Origin of the sequence: Sulfurihydrogenibium subterraneum DSM 15120 (assembly GCF_000619805.1) — a bacterium.
Lineage (GTDB): Bacteria > Aquificota > Aquificia > Aquificales > Hydrogenothermaceae > Sulfurihydrogenibium > Sulfurihydrogenibium subterraneum.
In genome coordinates this window covers 41,462-64,928 of the sequence record NZ_JHUV01000013.1, presented here as the reverse complement: position 1 = coordinate 64,928, position 23,467 = coordinate 41,462, and the positions used below count along the sequence as shown (strand labels likewise).

Genomic DNA, 23,467 nt, shown 5'->3' with positions numbered 1-23,467 from the left:
TAATAATTGACTATTATACAATGTTTTGATTACCTAATCCAATTAAATCCAGTAAATCTTCAATTGAAACAGATTCAATTTCTGACGCTGTATCGTCTATCAGGTTGTTTATCATGTTTTTCTTTTCTTTTAATTTTTGTATAATTTTTTCTTCTACCGTATTTTTTGTTATAAAGTTGTAAATATTTACAGCCTTTGTTTGTCCTATCCTATGTACTCTGTCTTCTGCTTGCCAGACTTTAGCTGGGTTCCAGTGTAAATCAAAGAAAATTACATAACTACTACTTGTTAAAGTTAGTCCTTCACCGGCAGCTGTTATAGAACCTAAAAACACCATACAGTTTTTATCTTCCATAAATCTTTTTACTGCTTCTTGTTTTTCTTTTTGATTTAAAGACCCGTGATACAAAACTATACTGCTTTGAGGCAGTATTTCTAGTAGACTTTTGAATATTTTCTCGATGCCTTCATGAATAAAATTACTAAATACTATCACTTTTTCTCCATCGTCTGTAAGTTCTTTAATAATCTCTTTTAAACGATTGGCTTTTGGACTGTGGTATGAATCTGGAGGAAAATTACAAATCTGTCTTAATTTTTGAAGTGAAAAGATTATGTTTTGTTTAAACATTGTTTGGAAGTTTCTTTCATATCTAAATCTTTTATAAATGTCTATAAGTCTGTTTTTTTCAAAAGATAAGTATTTTTCGTAGTACTCTTTTTGTATTGGAGATAAATCAAACTTTTCAATTTCAGGAGGAAGTTTTTCAGGAAGGTCTTTTAAAACATCTTTCTTTAATCTTCTTATCATAATAGGTTTTAAAATTTCTTTTAGTTCATCAGGTGATTTCTTATCTAAATGTTTTTCTTTTGGTAGTAGGAATTCAAGAAGAGATACAAGTTCCTTAACATTATTTTGTAAGGGTGTACCTGATAATGCCCATCTGTATTTAACCTCTTTCGTTAAAGTCTTTATCGCTTTGGATTTGTAGGTGTCTTTATTTTTTATGTTGTGAGCTTCATCTAAAATTATAATATCTAAATCCTTGAAAAATTCTTTTAATGTTAAAAATCTGTCTTTGTAATCGTTTTTTAGTGTATCATAACTTACCAAATACACATGGGATTTTACTTCCCATAATAACTCTCTTATTTCTTTAGTATCATTTAAAGTTAAAATCTGTAACTCTGGAGCCCAATTTTTAATATGTTCTTCCCAAACGTTTAAAAGGTTTGAAGGTGCTACTATTAGAGCTTTTTTTATTAAACCTTTTATAAATAAAATCCTTAAAGCGGTTGTAGTCATAACAGTTTTACCAGTTCCCATTTGGTCAGCAAGTAAAGCTGAAATATTTGTTAAAAGAAATTTTACTCCTTGAATCTGATAGTCAAAAAGTTTTGAAGGAAAGTTTAAATCAGATGGAATGTCCAAATTTATTTCTGGTGCTAAAATAGGTTGTATAAGATCAAAAAGGGATAAGTTTTTATAAGTGTATGATGATTTTTTAATTTTTTTGTTAACTTTTTTAGATAAACTTTCTATTACTTCTTCTTTAAGATTGTAAATTTTTCCTTTGGACTTTATATCTTCTAATTCTTTAAACAAATTTTGACTAACTTTAAATTCAGGCTCAATATTAACTTTTTGTATCTTTAATCTGTTTAAATAATCAATAGGTATGTTAAATATCTTAATCATACAATTTTGATTTATCTATGTAATTTATTGCTTTTTCAATTCTTTTGAAAGGTTCCATAATATCTGCGTATTTGAAAATTTCTAATAATTCTTTTGTTATAGGAGATATATTTTCTTCATCTTTTGGTAAGTATTTTAAAGATATAGAATCAAATTTTCCTGTAGAAGATACTAACTTAACTGAGTATCTGTCTCTTGGTTTAAACTCATCAAACTTTTCCAAGTAAAAAATTGGTTTTGGAAAAAAATTTCCAAGAAGTAAAAGTGTTCTTTCTTTACAAAAGATATAATTATAACTACTTTCTATACTATTTAATAAATCAATACCAACCTTCTCTACAAATAGAGTTTCTTTTATCGTTTCTCCGTAAAGTATTTTTTGAATATCTTCAAGGACTATTTTTGAGGTAATTCGAAACTCTACGGGTTTTAATTTTTTGTCAACTAAAAGAACGCCAAATCTTAAAGAATTACTTTCAGTTTCTAAATAATCTATATAACAGTACATTTTCCATTCCTTTTTATAAAAATTATAACAAATTTTTTTATTTATTCAAATTGATTGTATTAGTATAAAAAAGATTGACAAAGACATACTAAAGTATTATTATATTAATAGGTAAAAAATCTTAGGGAGGTAAAAAATGGGAAAAGTTATTGGAATTGACCTTGGAACTACTAACTCTGTAGTATCTGTTGTAATTGGTGGTGAACCTGTTGTTATAGCAAACCAAGAAGGTTTTAGAACTACTCCATCTATAGTATCTTGGACTAAAGAAGGAGAAATCCTTGTAGGAGAGCCTGCAAAAAGAAGAGCTGTTTTAGACCCTGAAAACACAATTTACGAATCAAAAAGATTTATAGGAAGAAAGTATGACGAAGTTTTAAATGAAATCAAAAACGTTCCTTACAAAGTAGTTGCAGACGAAAAAGGAGATGCTGCTTTTGATGTTCCTAACGCAGGAAAAATTGTAAGACCAGAAGAAGTAGGTGCATACATTCTTAAAAAATTAAAAGAAGCTGCAGAAAGCTATCTTGGAGAAAAGGTTACAGAAGCTGTTATTACTGTTCCAGCTTACTTTAACGAAAGACAAAGACAAGCTACAAAAGACGCAGGTAAAATAGCAGGATTAGAAGTAAAAAGAATTATAAACGAGCCTACAGCTGCAGCTTTAGCCTACGGATTAGATAAAAAATCAGACATTAAAATATTGGTTTATGACTTTGGTGGTGGTACATTTGACGTATCAATTCTTGAAGGTGGAGATGGAGTTATAGAAGTAAAAGCATCAGACGGTGATACTCACCTTGGTGGTTCAGATATAGATGCAAGAATAATCAACTGGATAGTTGAAGAATTCAAAAAAGAACACGGAGTGGACTTAAGAAACGATAAAACAGCTTTCCAAAGATTAAAAGAAGCTGCAGAACAAGCTAAGAAAGAACTTTCATTTAAAATGGAAACAGAGATTAACCTTCCGTTTATCACAATAGACCCTAACACAAATCAACCACTCCACCTACAGAAAAAACTTACAAGGTCAAGATTAGAAGAGATGATAAAAGACCTTATAGACAGAACAATGGAAATAGTCAAAAGAACGTTAGAAGCTGCTAAATTAAAACCTTCTGATATAGATGAAGTTGTGTTAGTAGGTGGTTCTACAAGAATACCTTTAGTTCAACAAAGAATAAGAGAATTTTTCGGAAAAGAACCAAACAAATCAGTTAATCCTGACGAAGTTGTTGCAGTAGGAGCTGCTATACAAGGTGGAATATTACAAGGAGAAGTTAAAGATGTTCTACTCATAGACGTAACACCTTTATCATTAGGTATAGAGACTTTAGGTGGAGTAATGACTGTCTTAATTCCAAGAAACACACCTATACCAACTAAAAAGTGTGAAATATTTACAACTGCTGTAGATAACCAAACTACTGTAGAGATAGCAGTATACCAAGGAGAAAGAAGCGTAGCAAGAGAAAACAAATTGCTTGGAAGCTTTAAACTAACAGACATTCCACCAGCTCCAAGAGGCGTTCCACAGATAGAAGTATGCTTTGATATAGACGCAGACGGTATACTACACGTAACAGCTACAGATAAAGCAACAGGAAAATCTCAATCTATTAAAGTTACACCTTCAAGTGGATTGACAAAAGAAGATATAGAAAAAATAATAGAAGAAGCTAAAAGACATGAAGAAGAAGATAAGAAGTTTAAAGAAACAATAGAACTTAGAAACCAATTAGATGCACTTGTTTACAGCTTTGAAAAAACACTTAACGAAAATAAAGCTAAATTTACTCCAGAAGAATTAGCAGAAGCAGAAGGTGTAATAGCGGAAGCTAAAAAAGCGATAGAGTCTAACGATAAGTCTACAATTCAATCTGCTATGGATAAACTACAAAACGTAGTGAATAAGTTTGCATCTAAACTTTACGGTCAAGGTGGACAAGGTGGTGGAGATGTAATAAATCCTGAAGTACACTAATCGTTTACAAAACATTTACAAAAAATATGAGGGGAATCGGTTGAAAAAATCCGATTCCCCTTTTATATTTATTGAGGAAAAATTTTAAAGGGAGGTACTAAATGGTAAACCAGTTGAAAACAGTTTTACTACTTGGTGTCCTTACAGGTATGTTCCTTGCAATAGGACACTTAGTAGCTGGAAAACAAGGTATGATAGTAGCTTTTGTAGTTGCACTTATAATGAACTTTTTTGCATACTTTTTCTCCGACAAAATGGCATTGGCTATGTATGGAGCAAGGGAAATACCTTACGAAGAAGCTCCTTGGCTACATCAAATGGTAGAAGAACTTGCAAGAAAAGCAGGTATACCTAAACCCAAGATTTACTTAGCACCAATACACGTACCTAACGCTTTTGCAACTGGTAGAGACCCAAATCACGCTGCTGTAGCTGTTACATCAGGGATTTTACAAATATTAAACAGAGATGAATTAAGAGGCGTTTTAGCACACGAGTTAGGACACATTAAAAATAGAGACATATTAATATCTTCTATAGCAGCTACAATTGGTGGAGCTATATCTATGCTTGCTAATATGGCATACTATACAGCTTTCTTAGGTGGCAAAGATGAAGAGAACAATAATACGTTGGCAAATATTATAGGTTCTGTAATATTATTTATTGTTGCACCATTGGCAGCAACGTTAATTCAAATGGCTATTTCAAGGTCAAGAGAGTTTATAGCAGATGAAACAGGAGCTAAAATATCTGGTTGTCCTTTATGTCTTGCAAACGCTCTAAGAAAGTTAGAAGAGATGGCTCATAATCCAGAATTACAGCAATTAGCAAGTCAAGAGGTTAATCCTGGTACAGCTCATATGATGATTGTTAACCCATTAAGAGTAGACACAATAGTGAAACTATTTTCCACTCACCCTCCAACAGAGGAGAGAATAAGAAGACTGGAAGAGTTAGCAAAAAAAATGAGTTATGGGTATAATTTCGCTTAATCTAAACAAACCTTCCCTTTAAGGGGAGGTTTTTATTTATGTATAAATCTATTTTCTTTACCTTCTAAAAATCTATCTAAATTGCTCTTATGTTTAAATATTATAATTATGGCTATAAAGAAGCTGGCAAAAGTATAATTTATATCATCTAATAAAACATGAATTACCGACCAAGAAATACCTGCTGACAGTACAGATGCTAACGAAACATAACCTGTAGTTAAAAAAACACCTAACCAAAAAGTTAAAACTATCAGAGCTGTCTTTGAAGAAAGTGCTAACAAAACTCCAAAAGCGGTAGCCACACCCTTACCACCTTTAAATTTAAGATAGATTGAAAAGCAATGTCCAATAACTGCTGTTAAAGCTATAATAGATATATATTTTGAGGGAAAATAATACTTTGCAACGTAAACTGGAAAAAATCCTTTTATAGCATCAAGCAGCAAAACAAATATTCCAGCCTTTTTTCCTATAACCCTTGTTACGTTTGTAGCTCCTATGTTTCCACTTCCTTCTTTTCTTACATCTTTACCAAAAAGTTTTCCTATTATTAACCCAAAAGGAATAGACCCTATTAAGTATGTTGCTATTACATATATAAAAAAACTATTTACTTCCACGCTTTCTCCTTATAAAAGATCATAAAATACTCAAATCCACTTATATATGCAACAAAAATAGAAAACCACAAAAGAATGGTTCCATAGTCTATAAAGTTGAGTGCTAAAAGTAAAATTGCGGCAAGTTGAAGAGTGGTTTTAACTTTTCCAAGAAAAAATGCAGGAATAACAACACCTTTATTAACCATAACACTTCTAACCCAAGTTACCAACATTTCTCGTGATACCATAAGAAAAACTTCAAAAGGAGATATGTAATGTTTTGATACAAAGGCAGTAAGTACAGATACTGTAAATATTTTATCTACTGCAGGGTCTAAAAGCTCTCCGTGTTTTGTTACATCGTTTGATAACCTTGCCACTATTCCATCAAGATAATCTGAAATAATGGCCAATAAGACTAAAAATCCTGAAAGAAAATATTTATCCTCTAAAATAAAATAGATTATAAAGGGTATTAAAGCTAACCTTGATAGTGTAATTAGATTAGCTAAACCTATTGACAATATTAACCACCTCTTCCTTTCCTTATCCAAGGTGGAATTTCAAGGTCATCGTAAGAAAGCTCGTCTGATTTTAAATCAGATTTTACTATTTCTTCTTTTCTTTCTTCAGAAGATATTTTCTCTATATTAACTGGCTTTTTTAATTTAGGTTGTTCTTGTTTAGCTTCTTTTTTTGCTTCACTTTCAAAGTCGGTGGCGATTACTGTAATTTTTATTTCGTCTTCTGTGTCGTTTATAATCGCTGCACCGAATATTATATGAGCTTCTTCGTGGGCAAGTTCTCTTATTTGAGAAACTGCTTCATTAACTTCCTGGAAAGATAAATCTGGACTAACTTCTACATTTATAAGCAATCTTCTTGCGCCTTGTATAGAAGTTCCTTCTAATAATGGAGATGTAGTTGCGGACATTACAGCATCTTCTATTTTATTCTCACCTCTAGCAGAACCAACACCAATAAGTGCTTTTCCTGCATCTTCCATTACAGTTTTAACATCTGCAAAGTCAGGGTTAACTAATGCAGGAACTAATATTAGGTCTGTTATTCCTTTAACAGATTTATAAAGAATGCTGTCTACAAGTTTAAAAGCTTGAGCAAATGATACATTTTTCCCAGCAACTTGTAATAGTCTATCGTTATGAATTACTAAATAAGTATCAACTTTTTCTCTTAGCTGTGATAAACCTTCCTCTGCTATTTTTTGTCTTATTTTACCTTCAAAGCTAAAAGGTTTTGTAACAACAGCTACTGTAAGAATTCCCATTTCCTTAGCTGCTTGAGCTATTACTGGGCTTGCACCAGTTCCAGTACCTCCTCCTAAACCAGCTGCAATAAATACCATATCAGCACCTTCCAGTGCTTCTTTTATCTTATCTAAATTTTCTATTGCAGCTTCTCTGCCAATTTCTGGTTTTGACCCAGCTCCTAATCCTTTACTGATACTCTCTCCTATGTGAATCTTGTTGGGAACAGGTAAAAAGTTTAAATGTTGTAAATCTGTGTTAACTATATATAATTCTACGTCCTGTAATCCTTCTTGGTACATTCTTGCGACTGCATTACTTCCTCCTCCTCCTACACCGAAAACTTTTATCTTTGTTGGATTTTTTGCATCGTAATTAATTTCCATAATTTCCTCCCTTAAAACATTTCTTTAAATTTATTAAATATTTTATTAATTACACCTTCAATGTTTAATAAATTTTTATCATTATTATTATATTGTATTTCGGTTTTTTCTAAGGTGTTTGACATAAATTGTAACATTCCTATTGCTGTTGAATATTGTGGGCTGTAAAGTTTTTCACTAAAGCACTTGAACTCTTTAGGTTTTCCTATTCTAACATCTTTTTCAAACACTCTTTCAGCTAAATCTTGAATGTATGGTGTATTTGCAACACCTCCTGTTAATACGATGCCACTAGTTAATTTATCGTACAATCCAGATTTTTCAAGTTCTTTCCTGAGTAGCTCAAATATTTCTGTCAATCGCCATTCTATTGTTTCAACTAAATCTTTTCTCTCAATTTTTATGCTTTCTTCATTCTCCCTAAAAGGCACTTCTATGTAATCATTTATCTCTAAAAATTCTGTACTTGCCATTCCATAATGGATTTTTACACTCTCTGCTAACTCTTTAGATATTTTGAATCTAAAGGCTATATCCTTTGTAATTAAGGAACCACCTAATGGTATAGATTTAAGCATTTCTAAAGAACCGTTTTTATATATAGCTATATCACTTAAACTCCCACCTATATCTATAAGAGCAACTCCTAATTCTTTTTCTTCAGGATATAACACAGAAGTTGCGGAAGCTAATGAATTAACTATTGTATCTATAATTCTTAATCCTGTAGATTCAATAATTTTTTTTATATTATTGTATGTGCTAGTTTTTATCGTAATAACTGTAAACTCTCCTGTTAATTTACTTCCTATTAATCCTATAGGGTCGTATACGATATCTTCATCGTCTAAAATGTACTTTGTAGGGATAATATGAAGAATTGTTGTAGAATCGCTCTGATATTTTGAGTTAATTTTTTCTATTAAAGAATTTACATCATTTTTCTCTATCTCTTTGTTTGGCATTGAAAAAGCTATACTTTCCTTCTCTTTTTTTGCTTCTATATGTTGTCCACCAATATTAACTAAAACAGCACTTACTTTAAATCCGGATGCATTTTCACCTGTTGTTATACTCTCTTTTATGGATTTTATAGCATCTGACGGGCTAATTACTGTTCCTTTTTCTATACCTTTTGATAATGATTCTCCTGAGCCAATAACGTATAGATTACCTATTTCATCTAAATCTCCAAATATTGTAGATATCTTACTACTTCCTACATCTAAAGCAACAAAAATTTTACTCTTTGCCATCTCAAACTCCATTTATTTTTTTGCTATAATCATTTCGTCAAAACTAAAATTTAAATAAGTATAGTTTCCTATGCTATTCTTTGCAAAAAATATTTTTGCTTTTTTTAATTCTTCTTCTAAATTTTCTATGGAGAATACTAGCATGTTATTTTGATCTGTTAATACTGCCAACTCTGCCTTAGAAATAGTTATTTCTTTAGGCTTAATTCCAAGATTATTTACTAATTTTTCTATTTTAGAAAAAACCTCTTTATAAGACAAAAATTTTTGTTCTACAACATTTATTTTAAGTAAATTATCTTTGTTAAAGTTTTCATAGTCTAATATTTTACCTTCATCATCAACTATGTAGCTTTTACCATTTATAGATAAAATGGCAAAAGGTTTTCTTTCTTCTACAACTAAATCTATCTGCCCTATTTGTGGTTTATAAACACTTACATTTTTTACAAAAGGATATTGTTTTAATTTTTCGTTAATATTATTTTCTGATATGAAAAACCAGTTTTGACTTTTAAAAATCTGTTTTATATCTTCTTCTTTAAACTTATCTGTACCTTTTACGTTAATAGTTTTTATAGATATAACATCTTTAACAAGAGGCAAAGTAGGTGACATATACCCTACTACTGCACATATGCTAATCCATAAAGCAACGACAATAACTTTTTTTATCATTTTTTCAAACCACTTTTTATTATTCTTTCTACCAACTGGTCAAATGAGATTCCTTTTACAGCAGCTGCCTTTGGCAGTAAGCTAAACTCAGTCATTCCAGGAATAGTATTAACTTCTAAAACGTATGGTGTTAAACTATAATCTAATATTATATCAACTCTTGCCTGTCCTTTACAGTTTAAAGTTTTGTATGTTTGATATCCTATATTTTGGACAGTTTTGTAGATTTGAGAGGGGAGCTCTGCAGGACAGATATACTTTGTTTTTCCTGTTATATACTTGTTCTGGTAATCATAAAACCCTTCTTCTACAACTACTTCTACTATATCAAACACTTCATCGTCAAGTATTCCAACAGTCAACTCTCTTCCTCTTATAAACTGTTCTACTAACACTTTTTCATCTAACTTAAATGCTTCTTCTATAGCTTTTTTATACTCATCTTGATTATTAACTATGTATACGCCTATAGAAGAGCCTTCATTTGGAGCTTTTACAACAGCTGGAAAGTCTGGTTTAAAAGACAGTGCATCTTCTATTTTTAAAAAGAAGTTCCATTTAGGTGTGTTAATACCAAACTTTTCTAAATACATCTTTGTAAGGACTTTATCCATACAGACCATGCTTGTTTTTGAATCTGAACCTGTGTAAGGAATGTCTAAAAATTCTAATAAAGACTGGATAGTTCCGTCTTCTCCTCCTTTTCCGTGAAGGGCTATAAATGCTAAATCTGGTTTGTAATCTATTATTTTTTCTATAAACTTATCTTTTTCAATTGGGTCAAAAACTTGGTAATCGTATCCTAACCTTTGGAGAGATCCTTCAACTGCTTTTCCACTTTTTATAGATATTTCCCTTTCTCTTGAGTAGCCTCCGTAAAGAAGTGCGATTTTTTTACTCAACTATCTTTACCTCTCTTTCAAGTTTTATTCCAAATGTTTCGTATACTTTCTTTTCGGCAAGTTGAAGAAGATTTATTAAGTCTTCAAATCTTGCGTCTTTGTAATTAACTAAAAAGTTTGCGTGTTTTGATGAAAAACCTATATCGTTTATTCTGTAGCCTTTTAGTCCTACCTGCTCTATAAGTTTTCCTGCATAGGTTTGTGGTGGATTTTTGTAAGTAGACCCTGCAGTTGGTAAGTCAAGGGGTTGTTTTTTGTTTCTGTCTAAAAGGTGTTGTTTTATTACTTGAAAAATATCTTTATCGCTTTTTTTCAATTTTATCTTTGCTTTGTAAACAAATCCTTCTTCTTGAAATTGAGAGTATCTGTAAGAGTGTTTTATATCCTGTTTTTTTGAGTGTATTAAATTACCGTTCTTATCTATCCACCATACTTCTTCTAATATATCAAAAATCTCTGACCCGTAAGCTCCTGCGTTCATTGCAACAGCTCCTCCAACTGTTGCAGGAATTCCAGAGAGATTTTCAAATCCTTCAAGGTTGTATTTTTTTACTATGTTGTTAATAGTTTTAAAACTTACTCCTGCTTCTAAGGTTAAGTAAAATGTATCGTTTTTTTGAGTTATTTCATAATGTTTTAAGTTTTTAGAATGGATAAAAACTCTGTCTATAAACCCGTCAGAAAAAATTAGATTGCTACCTATTCCAAGGGGGAAGATATTTTTTATACCGTACTCTTTTATTAAAAATGAGATTTCTTCAGTATTTTTTGGAAAAAAAACTACCTTTCCTGTTCCACCTACTTTTATAGTGCAAAAATCTTTTAGACTAAAGTTTTTTAAATGTTCTATTTTAATCATTCATCGCTTCTAAGTACTCTTTATAACCTAATTCTTCTAATTTTCTGGCTTTACTTTCTACCATCTCTTTAAGGGAGTTTTTGTAATCTTTTAACTTCTTTGCTACGTCAGGATTAGAGGTTGCCAGTATAGAAATAGCCAAGAGAGCTGCGTTTTCTGCGTTGTTTATTGCTACTGTTGCAACGGGTATTCCAGCAGGCATCTGAACGATTGATAAAAGAGAATCTAAGCCGTTTAAAGAAGATGTTTTTATTGGAACTCCTATCACAGGAAGATGGGTTAAAGATGCCACCATACCGGGAAGGTGGGCAGCTCCTCCTGCACCTGCTATTATAACTTTAATTCCTCTTTCTTCTGCCTGTTTTGCGTAAGTGTACATTCTATCAGGCGTTCTATGTGCTGATACTATAGTTATCTCGTAATCTATGCCAAATTTGTCTAAAACTTCTGCAGCTTTACTCATCACAGGCAAGTCTGAATCACTCCCCATAATAATACCTATCATATTTCAACCTCACCTTTTACTTTTATTAAGTTTTTGACTTTTATTGTTTTTTCTAATAATCTGTCTCTGTTAGAGTCCAAAATTGTTATGTGTCCCATTTTTCTCAGGGGAAACGTTTCTTTTTTGCCGTATATGTGAACGTAAACACCATCTATAGATAAAACTTTATCAAGGTTTTCATAGATAGGTTTTCCTTTGTATCCAAACTCTCCTAAAATGTTAATAGTGGAAGCTGGTAAATACTGATAGGTAGAGCCTAAAGGAAGGTTTGTTAAAACTCTTACAAGTTGTTCAAACTGGCTTGTTTCACAGCTTTCTATAGTGTAATGTCCAGAGTTGTGGGTTCTGGGAGCTACCTCGTTTAATAAAACCTTTCCTTTCTTATCTAAAAATAGCTCGACTCCGAAAACGCCTACGCCGTTTAACGACTCAACTGCGGCTATAGCTATGTTCTGCGCTTCTTTAAAAGTAAACTCATCTATATCAGCTGGAGATATAAGGTAGTCTAAAAGGTTTCCATCAGGATTAAAAACCATCTCAACAACAGGATATACTTTTACATCACCATCTGTATTCCTTACAACTATAACCGCAAGCTCTTTTTCTATATCAACAATCTCTTCAACATAAGAAGGCTGATTTATAGCTTTTTCTAAATCTTCTTCTTTTTTTAAAACTACAACACCTCTTCCGTCGTATCCTCCCACTTTTGCCTTCTGGACGCAGGGGATACATTCTTTTAACTCTTGAATTGATTTAATTTCTTTAAACTTTGGCATAGGAATGTTAAATTTTTGGAAAAAGCTTCTTTGTTTGTATTTATCCTGCAGAGTTTCTAATACCTGTATAGAAGGAAAAACTTTATCCTGTGGTAGAGCATCTTTTAAGATATCTGTGTTAATATGCTCAATTTCGTAAGTTATTACGTCAGATAAAGCATTTAACTTGTGAAGTTTCTCTTTATCGTTTACACTTCCTACTATCTGCTGACTTACCATAGAAGCAGGGGCATTTTCGTGCGGGTCTAAACAGATTACATTTAAACCCAGTTTTCTTGCCTCAACGGCTGTCATCTTTGCAAGCTGACCGCCACCTAAAATTCCAATTGTAAAGTCAGTTGGTTTAAGTCTAAAATCCTTTAGTACCATAACACCTCTTACTATTCTAAAGTATTTTTTATAACTTCTTCAACTGTAGTTATTCCTTGTAGAACTTTTAATATACCATCTTGCCTTAATGTTTTCATTCCGTGTTCTAGAGCGTATTTTTTAATTGTTTCTGTAGATGCTTCTTCTATAATCATAGATTTTACATTTTCATCAACTTTTAAAAGTTCATGTATTCCAGTTCTTCCTTTATAGCCTGTAAAATTGCAAACTTGGCATCCGATTCCTCTAAATATTTTTGTGTTTTCATTTATCTCTAGACCTGAATTTTCAATTATTATTCTTTCTTTTTTTGAAGGTTTATATTCCTCCTTACAATTTTTACATATTCTTTTTACTAATCTTTGGGCACAGATTAAAAGTAAAGAATCTGCTAAAAGATATGTCTCTATTCCCATTTCTTCAAGTCTTGTTATGGTACTTACAGCATCGTTTGTATGAAGTGTTGAGAAAACAAGGTGACCTGTTAAAGATGCTTCTATAGCTGTCTTTGCTGTTTCAACATCCCTAATTTCTCCAACAAGAATAATATCCGGATCGTGTCTTAAAAAAGATCTTATTGCTCTTGCAAATGTATAACCTGCAGAGGGATTTATGTTTGTTTGAACTATAGAACCTCCTAACTGATATTCAACAGGGTCTTCAACTGTTAGTATTTTTACATCCGGAGTATCTATCTCTTTCAATGCAGAATAAAGAGTTGTTGTTTTTCCAGAACCAGTTGGTCCTACATGAAGTATTATTCCATAAGGTTTTCTTATTGTTTCTCTGTATAAATTTAAGTATTCTTCTGAAAATCCGAGTTTATCTAAATCTAAAATAACATTACTTTTATCCAATATTCTCATTACAAGATCTTCACCATAAACAGTTGGTATAGTTGATACTCTTAAATCTATATTGTATGCAGGATTGTAAAAATTATAATTTATCCTAGAATCTTGAGGAACTCTTTTTTCGTCTATTTTCATATCTGCCATAATCTTATACCTTGATACAATGGCATCACTCAAATATTTAGGTAGAACAAGATAGTCTGTCAAATCTCCATCCACTCTGAACCTTATTCTTAAGTTTAATTCTGTTGGTTGAATGTGAATATCACTTGCACCTCTTTTTACAGCATCTTCTATTATTTGGTTTGCAAGGGCAATTATAGGAGAGCTCGTTTCTGTAACCTTTTCTAACTCTGCCTTAAAATCTTTAAATACTGTACTTTCTGTTACACTATTTAAAGTGTGCAATATCTTTGAAATCTTTTCTTTTTCTTCATAGATAGAATCTATTTTTTCTAAAATTTGATTTTTCGTTGTAACAATAACAGATAATTCCCCAATTTTATAACCTTCCTTATTTAATTTTTCTATTATCTCATTTAAACTTAGAACATCCGATGGTTCAGCCATAGCTATAACTAAAACATCGTTTTTTAGACTTATTGGCAAAATTAATCTGTTTTTTAAATAATTTTTATCAAAGAGATTTACTAAATATTCTTCAGGTATATAGTTTGTAAGTTTATCGTATGTATAACCGAAATACTCAGCTTTTATTTTTGCAATTTCTTCTTCGGAATATCCTCTTTCAATAAGAATTTCAAGTACACTTTTCTTTTTTTCAGATGCTAATTCTTGAAGCTGTTTTAACTCATCTATAGATATGCCAAGTCTTTCTGTAATCAAGTCTGTAAAGTTTACAGTAGATTTTTTCTTTCTTATTATATATCCCATATTAGTACTCTACTATGTATACTAAGTTTTTTAAAAGATTGTTCATAATATGATTTATAAAAATTGGTATTACTTTAATTCTAATTATTCCAACTGTAACATCTTGTGAAATTCTTTTATTTTTAGCAAGCTCTATTTTTTCTTTGTGAGATTCTAATAAAGGTAAAACATCATATATTCTTTTATCTATTAGTTGTTCATAACTGTATCTAAAACCAATCATCTCAAGAAACTTGTAGTTTACTTTCACAATTCTATCTTTAGAATCTGTAAGAATTACACCTTCGTTGATTGAAGAAATGATAGTTTCATTTATATTATTTAAATTTATCAACTCTAACTTTTTCAAAAAGTTTTTTAAAATATATCCAATCAACTTTCCAAGCTCTGAACCCGTTTTCTCGTCTTCCTTTGTAAATTGTGGAAATTTGTTAACAATGGATAGAACACCAATAACTTCATTTTTAAATATTACTGGTATTACAAGCATGCTTTTGGTTGGTGTAGTATTTATATTTGCCCAACAATCATGATAAGAAATATCCTTATCTATTAATTTAAGTTCTTCTTTATTGTTGACATCCTTAATATTAACCATAACATTATTTTTGAAAACGTATCCAGCTATACTTTTCTCATTTAATGAGATATCAATCATTTTTTCCATATCTGCATGGAAAACAATACTTCTTAAACTTTCATCTTCAGGATAATATAGAAATAAAGTACATCTCTCTGCGCCTAAAATTCTTCTTGTTTTTTCTGTTATATCTTTAATAAAATCCTCTAAATTTTCATAATCTATTATTTTTTCTAAAAAATTTTCTAATTCGACCATATTTTAAATAAATCCTCAATTGAATCTAAATCTATCAATTGTTTTTCGTCCAACTTTTCTCTTTTTTGATACTCAATCTTTCCTTCGTTTAAAGCCTTTCCTATAACTATTCTGTGGGGTATTCCTATAAGGTCTGCATCTTTAAACTTTGCACCTGGTGATATATCCCTTTCGTCAAGTAAAACGTCTAAACCTAACTTTTTAGCTTTTTCGTATATCTCAAATCCTGCTTTTAAACTTTTTTCATCTTTAACATTTAAAACAAGTATATGAAGGTTAAAAGGTGCGACTACATCAGGCCATATTATACCTTTATCGTCATGATACTGCTCTACTATTGCAGCGATTAAACGGCTCACACCTATTCCGTAGCAACCCATAACTATTGGTTTTTCTTTTCCATCCTTGTCTGTAAAGTAGGCTTTCATAGCTTGAGAGTACTTAGTTCCAAGTAAAAATATATGTCCTACTTCAAGTCCAGTTGTTTCTTTTAAAAGATTTTTACAAACAGGACAAGGGTCTTTTTCTTTTGCAGTTGCTAAATCGTAAAAGTTTTCTACCTTAAAGTCTCTTCCTATATTTGCGTTTATGTAGTGATAATCTTTTTCGTTTGCCCCTATAACAAAGTTGTACAGCTCATTTATAGAGTAATCTGCATACAAAGGAAGGTTTAAACCTATAGGTCCTACAAAACCTTCTACTATTCCAAGGTCTTTTAACTCTTCTGAAGAGGCAGGTCTTACATCTAAGGCTTTTAATACGTTGGCAAGTTTTGTTTCGTTAACTTCCCTGTCTCCCCTTATTAATACTGCAACAAATCTATCATCAGCTTTGTATATTAAAGTTTTTACTACTTTCTCCACTGGTAAATTTAAAAATTTTGCTACATCTTCTACAGATGATACGTTAGGTGTGTGGACTTTTTCTAAAGGTTTTAAATCTTCAACAGGTAATTTATGGTGGTGGAATTTTGCAGCTTCTACGTTTGCGGCGTATCCACAATTTTCACAGTATACTATATGTGCCTCTCCAGAAGGAACTTTTACAACAAATTCGTGAGAAAATTTTCCTCCTATAGCTCCTACGTCAGCCTCAACCATAAGATAGTCTAACTTTAAGTCTTGGAATATTCTATGATAAGTCTGTTTCATAACTTCGTAGGTTTTTACTGCATCTTCTTCTGATATATCAAAGGAGTATCCATCTTTCATTATAAACTCTCTTCCCCTTATAAGTCCGTACCTTGGTCTTGCTTCATCTCTAAACTTAGTTTGAATCTGGTAAAAGTTAAGAGGCAAGTCTTTGTAAGACCTTACGTTTTTTCTTACCAAATCTGTTATTGTCTCTTCGTGGGTTGGACCAAGTGCAAAATCTGCATCTTTTCTATCTTTTAATCTAAAAAGCTCTTTTCCGTAAACGTCCCATCTACCAGTCTCTTTCCAAAGTTCAGCAGGAGTTAATATAGGTAAAAGAACTTCTAAAGCTCCCGCTTCGTCCATTCTTTTTCTTATTACATTTTCTATCTTTTTTAAAACTCTAAAACCAAGTGGTAAGTATTCGTATATTCCAGCTGCTAAACTTCTTATAAATCCGCCTCTTATTAGATATATATGAGATGGTACTTGTGCTTCTGATGGATTTTCTTTTAGAGTTGGCATAAAGTATCTACTTGCTAACATCAAGCCTCCGTCATAAATTTTTTAAAACCTTTATGGTATAATTATTTTAACATATTGATGAGGTTGTTAAAAAAACACAGTGAAAAATAAAAATTGTTATGGATAGTAGTAAGCAGCTGCTGAAGGCTGAAAATTTAACTAAAAGATATGTAATTAAAAGTGGTTTATTTAAAAAAGAGTATTTTCAAGCTCTATCTGATGTAAGTTTTTCTGTGGAAAAAAATCAGATAGTAGGGTTGGTTGGAGAATCAGGAAGTGGTAAATCTACGATAGGGAAAATTATCTTAAATCTTATAAAAGCAGACGGTGGTAAAGTTTACCTCCTTGGTAAAAATATTACAAATAACCTTTCAAAAGAAGATAGGAAAAAAATCTCAATTATATTCCAAGACCCAAGAACTTCTTTAAACCCAAGATTTAAAATAATAGACATTTTAGAAGAAACTCTAATAGTTCATAAATACCCAAAATCAGAAAGAAAAGATTTAGTAGTAAAGGCAATAAAAGATGTTGGTCTTGATGAGACGTTTTTAAATAGATACCCTCACGAGCTATCAGGAGGTCAAAGACAGAGAGTAGCTATAGCAAGAGCTATCATCTTAGACCCTTTTTTAGTGGTTGCAGATGAACCTACTTCCGCCCTAGATGTAAGCGTTCAGCTTCAGATTATAGAACTTATAAAACGCTTAAAAGAAGAAAAAGGTATAAGTTTTATCTTCATATCCCACGATTTAAACGTTGTTGGACACATTGCAGATTATATAGTCGTTTTATACAAAGGAAAAGTAATGGAAAAAGGAAGTAAAGAAGATGTAATAAAAAATCCTCTACATCCATATACAAAACTACTACTTGAAAGTCTTCCTCCTGCTCACCCTAAATATAGAAAACCTTTTATTCACATAAAAGAAGACACAGGCTATCAGGAAGGTTGTGAGTTTATAGGAAGATGTCCTATTGCTACAGATGTATGTAAACAAAAACCAACATATAAAACGGTAGATAATCGGGAGGTTTACTGCCATTTTGTCTGATTTTCTGTTTTACTTCTTACTTACATTTTTCTTTGTCCTTACAGCAGGACTTTTTGCAGCTGTTGAATCATCATTTTTCTCTCTTGACAGAATAAAGATAAAAAAATTGGCAGAAAAGGGAAATAAATCAGCCAAGATAGTAGAATTTTTAAGAAACCACCCAAAAGAGTTAGTTATAACGTTTTTAATAGGAAATGAACTGGCAAACGTTGCAGCTACTTCTGTGGTAGCATCAATAACAATCAACTACTTTGGAAAAGAGTATTTACTGTTTGGGTCATTTATAAGTGCTTTACTACTTTTAAGTCTTGGAGATATAACACCTAAGATTATAGGGACAAACTATCCTGAAAAGTATGCTTTAACCATAGCAAAACCATTTTACTTATTTTATACAGCAATAACACCATTTAGATTTATTTTGTTAAAGATAACAGAGTGGACATTAAATAAATTTGGTATTCAAATATTAACAGAAGAACATAAAATTACACAAGAAGATTTTAAATTTTTAATTCACAATGCAAGTGATTTAAAAATCATAACAGAAGAAGAAAAAGAGCTTATAGACAACACTTTTGAACTTGAAGAAAAAACAGTGATAGAGATAATGGTACCAAGAAGAGATATATTTGCTGTTGAAAAAGGTATATCTATAAGAGACTTAACTAAACTTCTTGAAGATAAAGATTACAGCAGAATACCAGTTTATGATGGAGACTTAGATAACATAGTAGGAATACTTCATCTAAAAGATATTATCTTTCTAATATTAGAAGGTAAAGAAGAAAAGATAGATAGCTTTATAAAACCAGCTTTATTTTTACCAGAATTTACAACCCTTTTAGAAGCGATGAAAAAATTTAACGAATCTAAACAGCACCTTGCAATAGTGGTAAACGAACACGGAACAACTGTAGGATTGCTTACTTACAAAGACATAATAGAGTCTATAGTTGGAGATATTCCAGAAGAGTTTGAACCTGTAGAACCAGCCATAAGACAGATAAACGAAAATACCTGGATTGTTCTTGGAAAAACAGATGTAGACTTTTTAAAAGAAGAGCTGGGTATAGAGCTTCCTGAAGATTACGACTACGATACAGTTGCAGGCTTTGTTTTAGACCAGTTTAAAAGATTTCCACAGGAAGGAGAGTACTTTGATTACAAAAACTATAGGTTTACTGTACTTCAAATGTCATTTAACAGAGTAGAAAAAGTGCAGATAGAAAAACTTCAAAATACTCAATGGGAAGAAGAGGTTAAAACAGAAAATGTTTAGTTATATAGTTCTTATAATTCTTTTTGTGTTTTTTGAAGCTCTATTTTCTGGTAGTGAGATAGCGTTATTTTCCGTAAATAAAACAAAATTAAAGTACAGAGCATCAGAAGGGAACAAAAAGGCAGAAAAAGTCTATAACTTACTTGAAAAATACTATAACCAGTACATTTACGTTGGACTAGTAGGAACAATTTTAAGTATAACCCTTGCTACTTCCACCTTTGTTGCTATGCTACACGATATGTCTGTAATTTTTCCTATCTTAAAAAGTAAAGAAGAAATCTTTGCAGAAGCTATAGTGATTATTACACTTTTATTTGGAGAAATAATACCAAAAAGCGTCTTTCAGCACTATGCAGATGAATTAATTTATTTAATAGTTGAATTTTTAGATTTTTTTAGAAAAGTTTTTAAGCCATTTTTATGGTTTGCAGAAGGAGTTAACAAGGTTGTATTCTTTTTATTCAGATTAAAGTCTAAACAGGAAAAGTATTACACAAAAGAGGAGCTCCTTGACCTTTTACTTCAAATAGAATATATAGATGAACTTAAAAAGAAAATCATAGGAAATATTTTAATATTTAGTGAAAGGAGAATATCAGAGATTGTTATACCTTTGTCTGATGTTGTAGCAGTAGCTGACGATAAAAAAGTTATGGAAGTTGTTCCAGTTTTTAAAGAATCAGGATACACGAGAATTCCAGTTTATAGAAAAAGAATAGATCAGATAATAGGATTTGTAAGGTCTTACGACCTTTTATTTGCAAAACCAAACGACCCAATAACAAAGTACATAAAAGGTATAAGATACATTCCAGAATTTACAAGCCTTCCTAACGTTTTAAAAGGTTTTAAGCACTATAGAGACCACATAGCGGTTGTTGTTGATGAAAGAGGAGCTACCATAGGTATAATAACGCTAAGAGATGTATTAGAAGAGATAGTTGGAGAGATAAAAGATGATTTTGTAAAAAAGGAGAAACCTAAATTAAAAAGACAATCGGTAGATGAAATAGTAGTTGATGGTTTAATGGAAGTAAAAGAGCTAAAGACCCTTATAGATATAGATTTACCAGCAGGAAATTACGAAACGGTAAACGGAATGATAACTTACATCTTAGGAAGAATGCCAAAAAAGAACGAAGTTATATATATCGGAGATTACCAGTTTGAAGTTTTAAAAATAGAAAAAAGAAGAGTTTTAGAAGTGAAGATAAAAAAGATAAAACAGAGTTAAATGTTGAATACCCAGATTTTGAAATAAAAATAAACTGTGCTATAATATATTAATCTTAAATGGCCGGGTAGCCAAGTGGTAAGGCAGGGGACTGCAAATCCCTTATACGTGGGTTCGATTCCCACCCCGGCCTTTTTTATCTCTCTTCTCTAAAAAATCAAAAATCATTGTTAAAATAAGATTTATACCATATTTTATCAAATGCTAAAATGGTAAAATTTTGAAAAACTTTAAGAGGTGAAGTATGGAAAAAGGAATTTTGATTTTTAAAGGACATCCAGCTAAATTTGAGACACAAGTTAATGAGTTTATAGAGTTCGATAACGTAGAAACTTATATGGAAGTACCATTTGAATTTTATTTAGATATGCCAGAAGAAGAAAAAGCTTTTGTTCAAGGTTTTAACTACTACATAGATGGTAATTTAAAAGATGCCAGAAAAGAACTCGCAAAATCAGCGTCAAAAATTCCTGAAGGAAAGTATATGCTTGCACTTGTAAACTACTTACTTGGAAAAACCACTGAAGCAAAACTTTTACTTACAAATTTTCAAAGTGATTGGAAAAGATTTATTCAAACATGGAGAGTTCCTGTACTTGTAGTCCCTTTTGAAGATAAAAGAAAAGCTCTTTACATATCTTTAGATGAAAAAGGATTAAATGCATTACAATATTTATTAGAAGGAAGAAAACCTGAAGAAGTAGCATTCTTATTAGGTTTATAAGGAGGAACTATGAAAGAGCTTATTAGAGAAAAAGCACCTTACATACTTACAGCGTTATTGGCAGATAAAGGAGAATACGGAGAGATATTCTTTGAGGATTTAAAAAGTTTAACGCTTAACTTAGAAGATAACAAAATAGAAAAAGTAAATAGTGGAAGAGATACTGGAGTAGGTTTAAGACTTATAAAAAACTTTAAGACAAATTATGGTTATACAAGTGATTTAACCTATGAAAATCTGTTGAATTTGGCAAAAACATTGGCTAAATACGAAGGAGAAGGAAAGATAGCAGTAGGAAAAAGCCACTACATAGGTAAAACAGAAGTTTTAATAGACCCTGACGAGTTTGATATAAAAAAGAAAAAAGATTTTTTAGAAAGAGCAAACGAAATAGCAAGGTCTTACGATGAAAGAATAAAACAGGTATCAGTAACTTTAAGAGATGTAAAAAGAGATATTTTAATCATAAACTCTCTTGGAGAAATTGTAGAAGACCACCAAGTAAGAGTAGTATTTTTTGTTGAAGCGATAGCAAGTGATGGATCTTCTTTATACCGTGGTTATGAAGCAACTGGAGGAAGTGTAGGCTACGAACTTTTTAACGAAGACTTTATTGATGTTATAGATTATGTAGCTACAAAAGCAGCTGAAAGAGCTGTCTTAGGATTAAAGGCAAAACCTGCACCAGCTGGAAGTTTTACAGTTGTAATGTCTTCTCACGCTGGCGGGACTATGATTCACGAAGCAGTAGGGCATGGTTTAGAAGCAGACCTTGTAAATCAAGGTTTGTCAGTTTACAAAGGAAAGATAGGACAAAAAGTAGCTTCTGACCTTGTTACAGTTATAGATGATGGAACGTTAAAAGGTAAAAACGGTTCTTTTAATTTTGATGATGAAGGTGTCCCAGCTCAAAGAAAAGTCCTTATAGAAAACGGAATTTTAGTTGGTTATATGTATGACAGATTAACAGCCATGAAAGAAGGTAAACAGTCAACAGGAAACGGAAGAAGGGACGGTTATAAAAACATACCAATTGTCAGAATGACAAACACTTACATAGATGCAGGAAAAGACAACCCATCAGATATTATAAAAGACACAAAAGATGGCATATACGTAGTAAAGATGGGCGGTGGACAAGTAAACACAGTTAACGGAGACTTTGTATTTGAAATAATTGAAGGATACAGAGTAGAAAACGGAGAAATTACTTACCCTATAAAAGGAGCAACTTTAATAGGTAATGGACCTCAAGCTCTTATGGATATTGATGCGGTAGGATATGACTTAGGATGGGCGATTGGAACTTGTGGAAAAGATGGACAGAGAGCTCCTGTAAGTGATGCTCAACCTACAGTTAGGATAAAAAGATTAACTCTTGGTGGTGTGCTTTAATATAATGGAGACGAGGGGACTTGAACCCCCGACCTCTTGCATGCCATGCAAGCGCTCTCCCAACTGAGCTACGTCCCCCTACTATAATAAGATAACACTTTGAAAAAACTCTGTCAATTATCATAAATCACCTTTGATTACAATCATATTACTTAAATAAAGGTTTCGTTAAAATTATAATCAAATTTTTTGGGAGGTGTTGTAATGGCAACAACAGTAAATTTAAAAGGAAATCCTGTGGCATTAGCAGGACCACAACTTAACGTAGGAGACAAAGCTCCAGAAGCTGTAGTAGTAGCATCTGACTTATCAGAAAAAAGAATAGGTGGTGCAAAAGGAAAGGTTCAAGTCATTATCACAGTTCCATCTTTAGACACTCCTGTTTGTGAAAAAGAAACAAAAACTTTCAATGAAAAATGTGCTGGATACGACGTTGACGTAACAGTTGTATCTATGGACTTACCATTTGCAGAAAAAAGATTCTGTGAGTCTTTCAACATCGGGAACATAACTGTTGCATCTGACTTTAGATACAGAGATATGGAAAAGTACGGTGTTTTAATAGCTGAGGGAGCATTAAAAGGAATCCTTGCAAGAGCTGTATTTGTAGTAGATAAAGACGGAACAGTAGCTTACAAGCAAATAGTTCCAGAAATAACAGAAGAGCCTAACTACGACGAAGTTTTACAAGCAGTAGCTAATTTACTCAAGTAATGTTCTAACTCCCTGCGTAA

General features: G+C 31.7%; 22 protein-coding genes and 2 tRNA genes. 9 read left to right on the top strand and 15 right to left on the bottom strand.

What is annotated here, in order from left to right; genetic code table 11:
- Positions 1-13: 13 nt before the first annotated feature.
- Complete coding sequence (locus tag Q385_RS0107840; RefSeq protein WP_028951134.1) at positions 14-1,699, bottom strand: DEAD/DEAH box helicase; 1,686 nt, start codon at positions 1,697-1,699, stop codon at positions 14-16.
- Positions 1,692-2,207 (bottom strand): hypothetical protein, encoded by a 516-nt coding sequence (locus tag Q385_RS0107835; protein ID WP_028951133.1) that lies wholly within the window; start codon positions 2,205-2,207, stop codon positions 1,692-1,694. The genes Q385_RS0107840 and Q385_RS0107835 overlap by 8 nt, the downstream gene beginning before the upstream one ends.
- A 136-nt stretch (positions 2,208-2,343) precedes the next feature.
- Here Q385_RS0107835 and dnaK point away from each other — a divergent pair, with 136 nt between their 5' ends.
- On the top strand, positions 2,344-4,194 hold the full coding sequence (dnaK, locus tag Q385_RS0107830; protein ID WP_028951132.1) for a molecular chaperone DnaK: 1,851 nt from the start codon (positions 2,344-2,346) through the stop codon (positions 4,192-4,194).
- A gap of 101 nt (positions 4,195-4,295) precedes the next feature.
- Complete coding sequence (gene htpX / locus Q385_RS0107825; protein WP_028951131.1) at positions 4,296-5,189, top strand: zinc metalloprotease HtpX; 894 nt, start codon at positions 4,296-4,298, stop codon at positions 5,187-5,189.
- Positions 5,190-5,221: 32 nt separating this feature from the next.
- On the opposite strand, the gene plsY is transcribed toward htpX, so the two are convergent.
- Genes plsY through Q385_RS0107765 form a run of 12 tightly spaced genes read right to left on the bottom strand, consistent with a single transcriptional unit; the run spans position 5,222 to position 17,061 of the window.
- Entirely contained in the window at positions 5,222-5,812 is a 591-nt protein-coding gene (gene plsY / locus Q385_RS0107820; protein WP_028951130.1) for a glycerol-3-phosphate 1-O-acyltransferase PlsY, read from the bottom strand.
- On the bottom strand, positions 5,803-6,318 hold the full coding sequence (gene pgsA, locus Q385_RS0107815) for a CDP-diacylglycerol--glycerol-3-phosphate 3-phosphatidyltransferase (RefSeq protein WP_028951129.1): 516 nt from the start codon (positions 6,316-6,318) through the stop codon (positions 5,803-5,805). The genes plsY and pgsA overlap by 10 nt, the downstream gene beginning before the upstream one ends.
- Positions 6,319-6,320: 2 nt before the next feature.
- Positions 6,321-7,448: a cell division protein FtsZ gene (gene ftsZ / locus Q385_RS0107810; protein WP_028951128.1), complete on the bottom strand. Its 1,128-nt coding sequence runs from the start codon at positions 7,446-7,448 to the stop codon at positions 6,321-6,323.
- A gap of 11 nt (positions 7,449-7,459) precedes the next feature.
- The gene (gene ftsA / locus Q385_RS0107805) at positions 7,460-8,704 is read right to left on the bottom strand and encodes a cell division protein FtsA (protein ID WP_028951127.1); all 1,245 of its coding nucleotides are present in this window, start codon (positions 8,702-8,704) and stop codon (positions 7,460-7,462) included.
- Positions 8,705-8,716: 12 nt separating this feature from the next.
- Positions 8,717-9,382, bottom strand: a complete 666-nt coding sequence (locus Q385_RS0107800; RefSeq protein WP_037919860.1) for a cell division protein FtsQ/DivIB — start codon at positions 9,380-9,382, stop codon at positions 8,717-8,719.
- Positions 9,379-10,284 (bottom strand): D-alanine--D-alanine ligase, encoded by a 906-nt coding sequence (locus Q385_RS0107795; RefSeq protein WP_028951125.1) that lies wholly within the window; start codon positions 10,282-10,284, stop codon positions 9,379-9,381. The genes Q385_RS0107800 and Q385_RS0107795 overlap by 4 nt, the downstream gene beginning before the upstream one ends.
- The gene (gene murB, locus Q385_RS0107790) at positions 10,277-11,143 is read right to left on the bottom strand and encodes a UDP-N-acetylmuramate dehydrogenase (RefSeq protein ID WP_028951124.1); all 867 of its coding nucleotides are present in this window, start codon (positions 11,141-11,143) and stop codon (positions 10,277-10,279) included. The genes Q385_RS0107795 and murB overlap by 8 nt, the downstream gene beginning before the upstream one ends.
- Entirely contained in the window at positions 11,136-11,648 is a 513-nt protein-coding gene (gene purE, locus Q385_RS0107785) for a 5-(carboxyamino)imidazole ribonucleotide mutase (protein WP_028951123.1), read from the bottom strand. Before purE ends, murB begins: the two co-directional genes overlap by 8 nt.
- Positions 11,645-12,796, bottom strand: a complete 1,152-nt coding sequence (locus Q385_RS0107780; RefSeq protein ID WP_051524429.1) for a 5-(carboxyamino)imidazole ribonucleotide synthase — start codon at positions 12,794-12,796, stop codon at positions 11,645-11,647. Before Q385_RS0107780 ends, purE begins: the two co-directional genes overlap by 4 nt.
- An 11-nt stretch (positions 12,797-12,807) precedes the next feature.
- Positions 12,808-14,544, bottom strand: a complete 1,737-nt coding sequence (locus Q385_RS0107775) for a GspE/PulE family protein (protein ID WP_051524426.1) — start codon at positions 14,542-14,544, stop codon at positions 12,808-12,810.
- A gap of 1 nt (position 14,545) precedes the next feature.
- On the bottom strand, positions 14,546-15,382 hold the full coding sequence (locus Q385_RS0107770) for a GAF domain-containing protein (protein ID WP_028951120.1): 837 nt from the start codon (positions 15,380-15,382) through the stop codon (positions 14,546-14,548).
- On the bottom strand, positions 15,370-17,061 hold the full coding sequence (locus tag Q385_RS0107765; RefSeq protein ID WP_028951119.1) for a proline--tRNA ligase: 1,692 nt from the start codon (positions 17,059-17,061) through the stop codon (positions 15,370-15,372). The genes Q385_RS0107770 and Q385_RS0107765 overlap by 13 nt, the downstream gene beginning before the upstream one ends.
- 98 nt (positions 17,062-17,159) lie before the next feature.
- Here Q385_RS0107765 and Q385_RS0107760 point away from each other — a divergent pair, with 98 nt between their 5' ends.
- The 6 genes from Q385_RS0107760 to Q385_RS0107735 all read left to right on the top strand — a co-directional run bounded on the left by Q385_RS0107760 (position 17,160) and on the right by Q385_RS0107735 (position 22,733).
- Positions 17,160-18,095: an ABC transporter ATP-binding protein gene (locus tag Q385_RS0107760; protein WP_028951118.1), complete on the top strand. Its 936-nt coding sequence runs from the start codon at positions 17,160-17,162 to the stop codon at positions 18,093-18,095.
- Positions 18,088-19,377, top strand: coding sequence for a hemolysin family protein (locus tag Q385_RS0107755; protein WP_028951117.1), 1,290 nt, complete (start codon positions 18,088-18,090; stop codon positions 19,375-19,377). The genes Q385_RS0107760 and Q385_RS0107755 overlap by 8 nt, the downstream gene beginning before the upstream one ends.
- Complete coding sequence (locus tag Q385_RS0107750) at positions 19,370-20,614, top strand: hemolysin family protein (RefSeq protein ID WP_028951116.1); 1,245 nt, start codon at positions 19,370-19,372, stop codon at positions 20,612-20,614. Before Q385_RS0107755 ends, Q385_RS0107750 begins: the two co-directional genes overlap by 8 nt.
- A gap of 61 nt (positions 20,615-20,675) precedes the next feature.
- Positions 20,676-20,747 (top strand) — tRNA-Cys (locus Q385_RS0107745).
- Between the two features lie 111 nt (positions 20,748-20,858).
- On the top strand, positions 20,859-21,338 hold the full coding sequence (locus Q385_RS0107740; RefSeq protein WP_028951115.1) for a hypothetical protein: 480 nt from the start codon (positions 20,859-20,861) through the stop codon (positions 21,336-21,338).
- Between the two features lie 9 nt (positions 21,339-21,347).
- The gene (locus tag Q385_RS0107735) at positions 21,348-22,733 is read left to right on the top strand and encodes a TldD/PmbA family protein (RefSeq protein WP_028951114.1); all 1,386 of its coding nucleotides are present in this window, start codon (positions 21,348-21,350) and stop codon (positions 22,731-22,733) included.
- A 5-nt stretch (positions 22,734-22,738) separates the two neighbouring features.
- On the opposite strand, the gene Q385_RS0107730 is transcribed toward Q385_RS0107735, so the two are convergent.
- Positions 22,739-22,811 (bottom strand) — tRNA-Ala (locus Q385_RS0107730).
- 126 nt (positions 22,812-22,937) lie between these two features.
- Between Q385_RS0107730 and tpx the strand changes: the two genes are divergently transcribed.
- On the top strand, positions 22,938-23,447 hold the full coding sequence (gene tpx, locus Q385_RS0107725; protein ID WP_028951113.1) for a thiol peroxidase: 510 nt from the start codon (positions 22,938-22,940) through the stop codon (positions 23,445-23,447).
- The last annotated feature ends 20 nt before the right edge of the window (positions 23,448-23,467 follow it).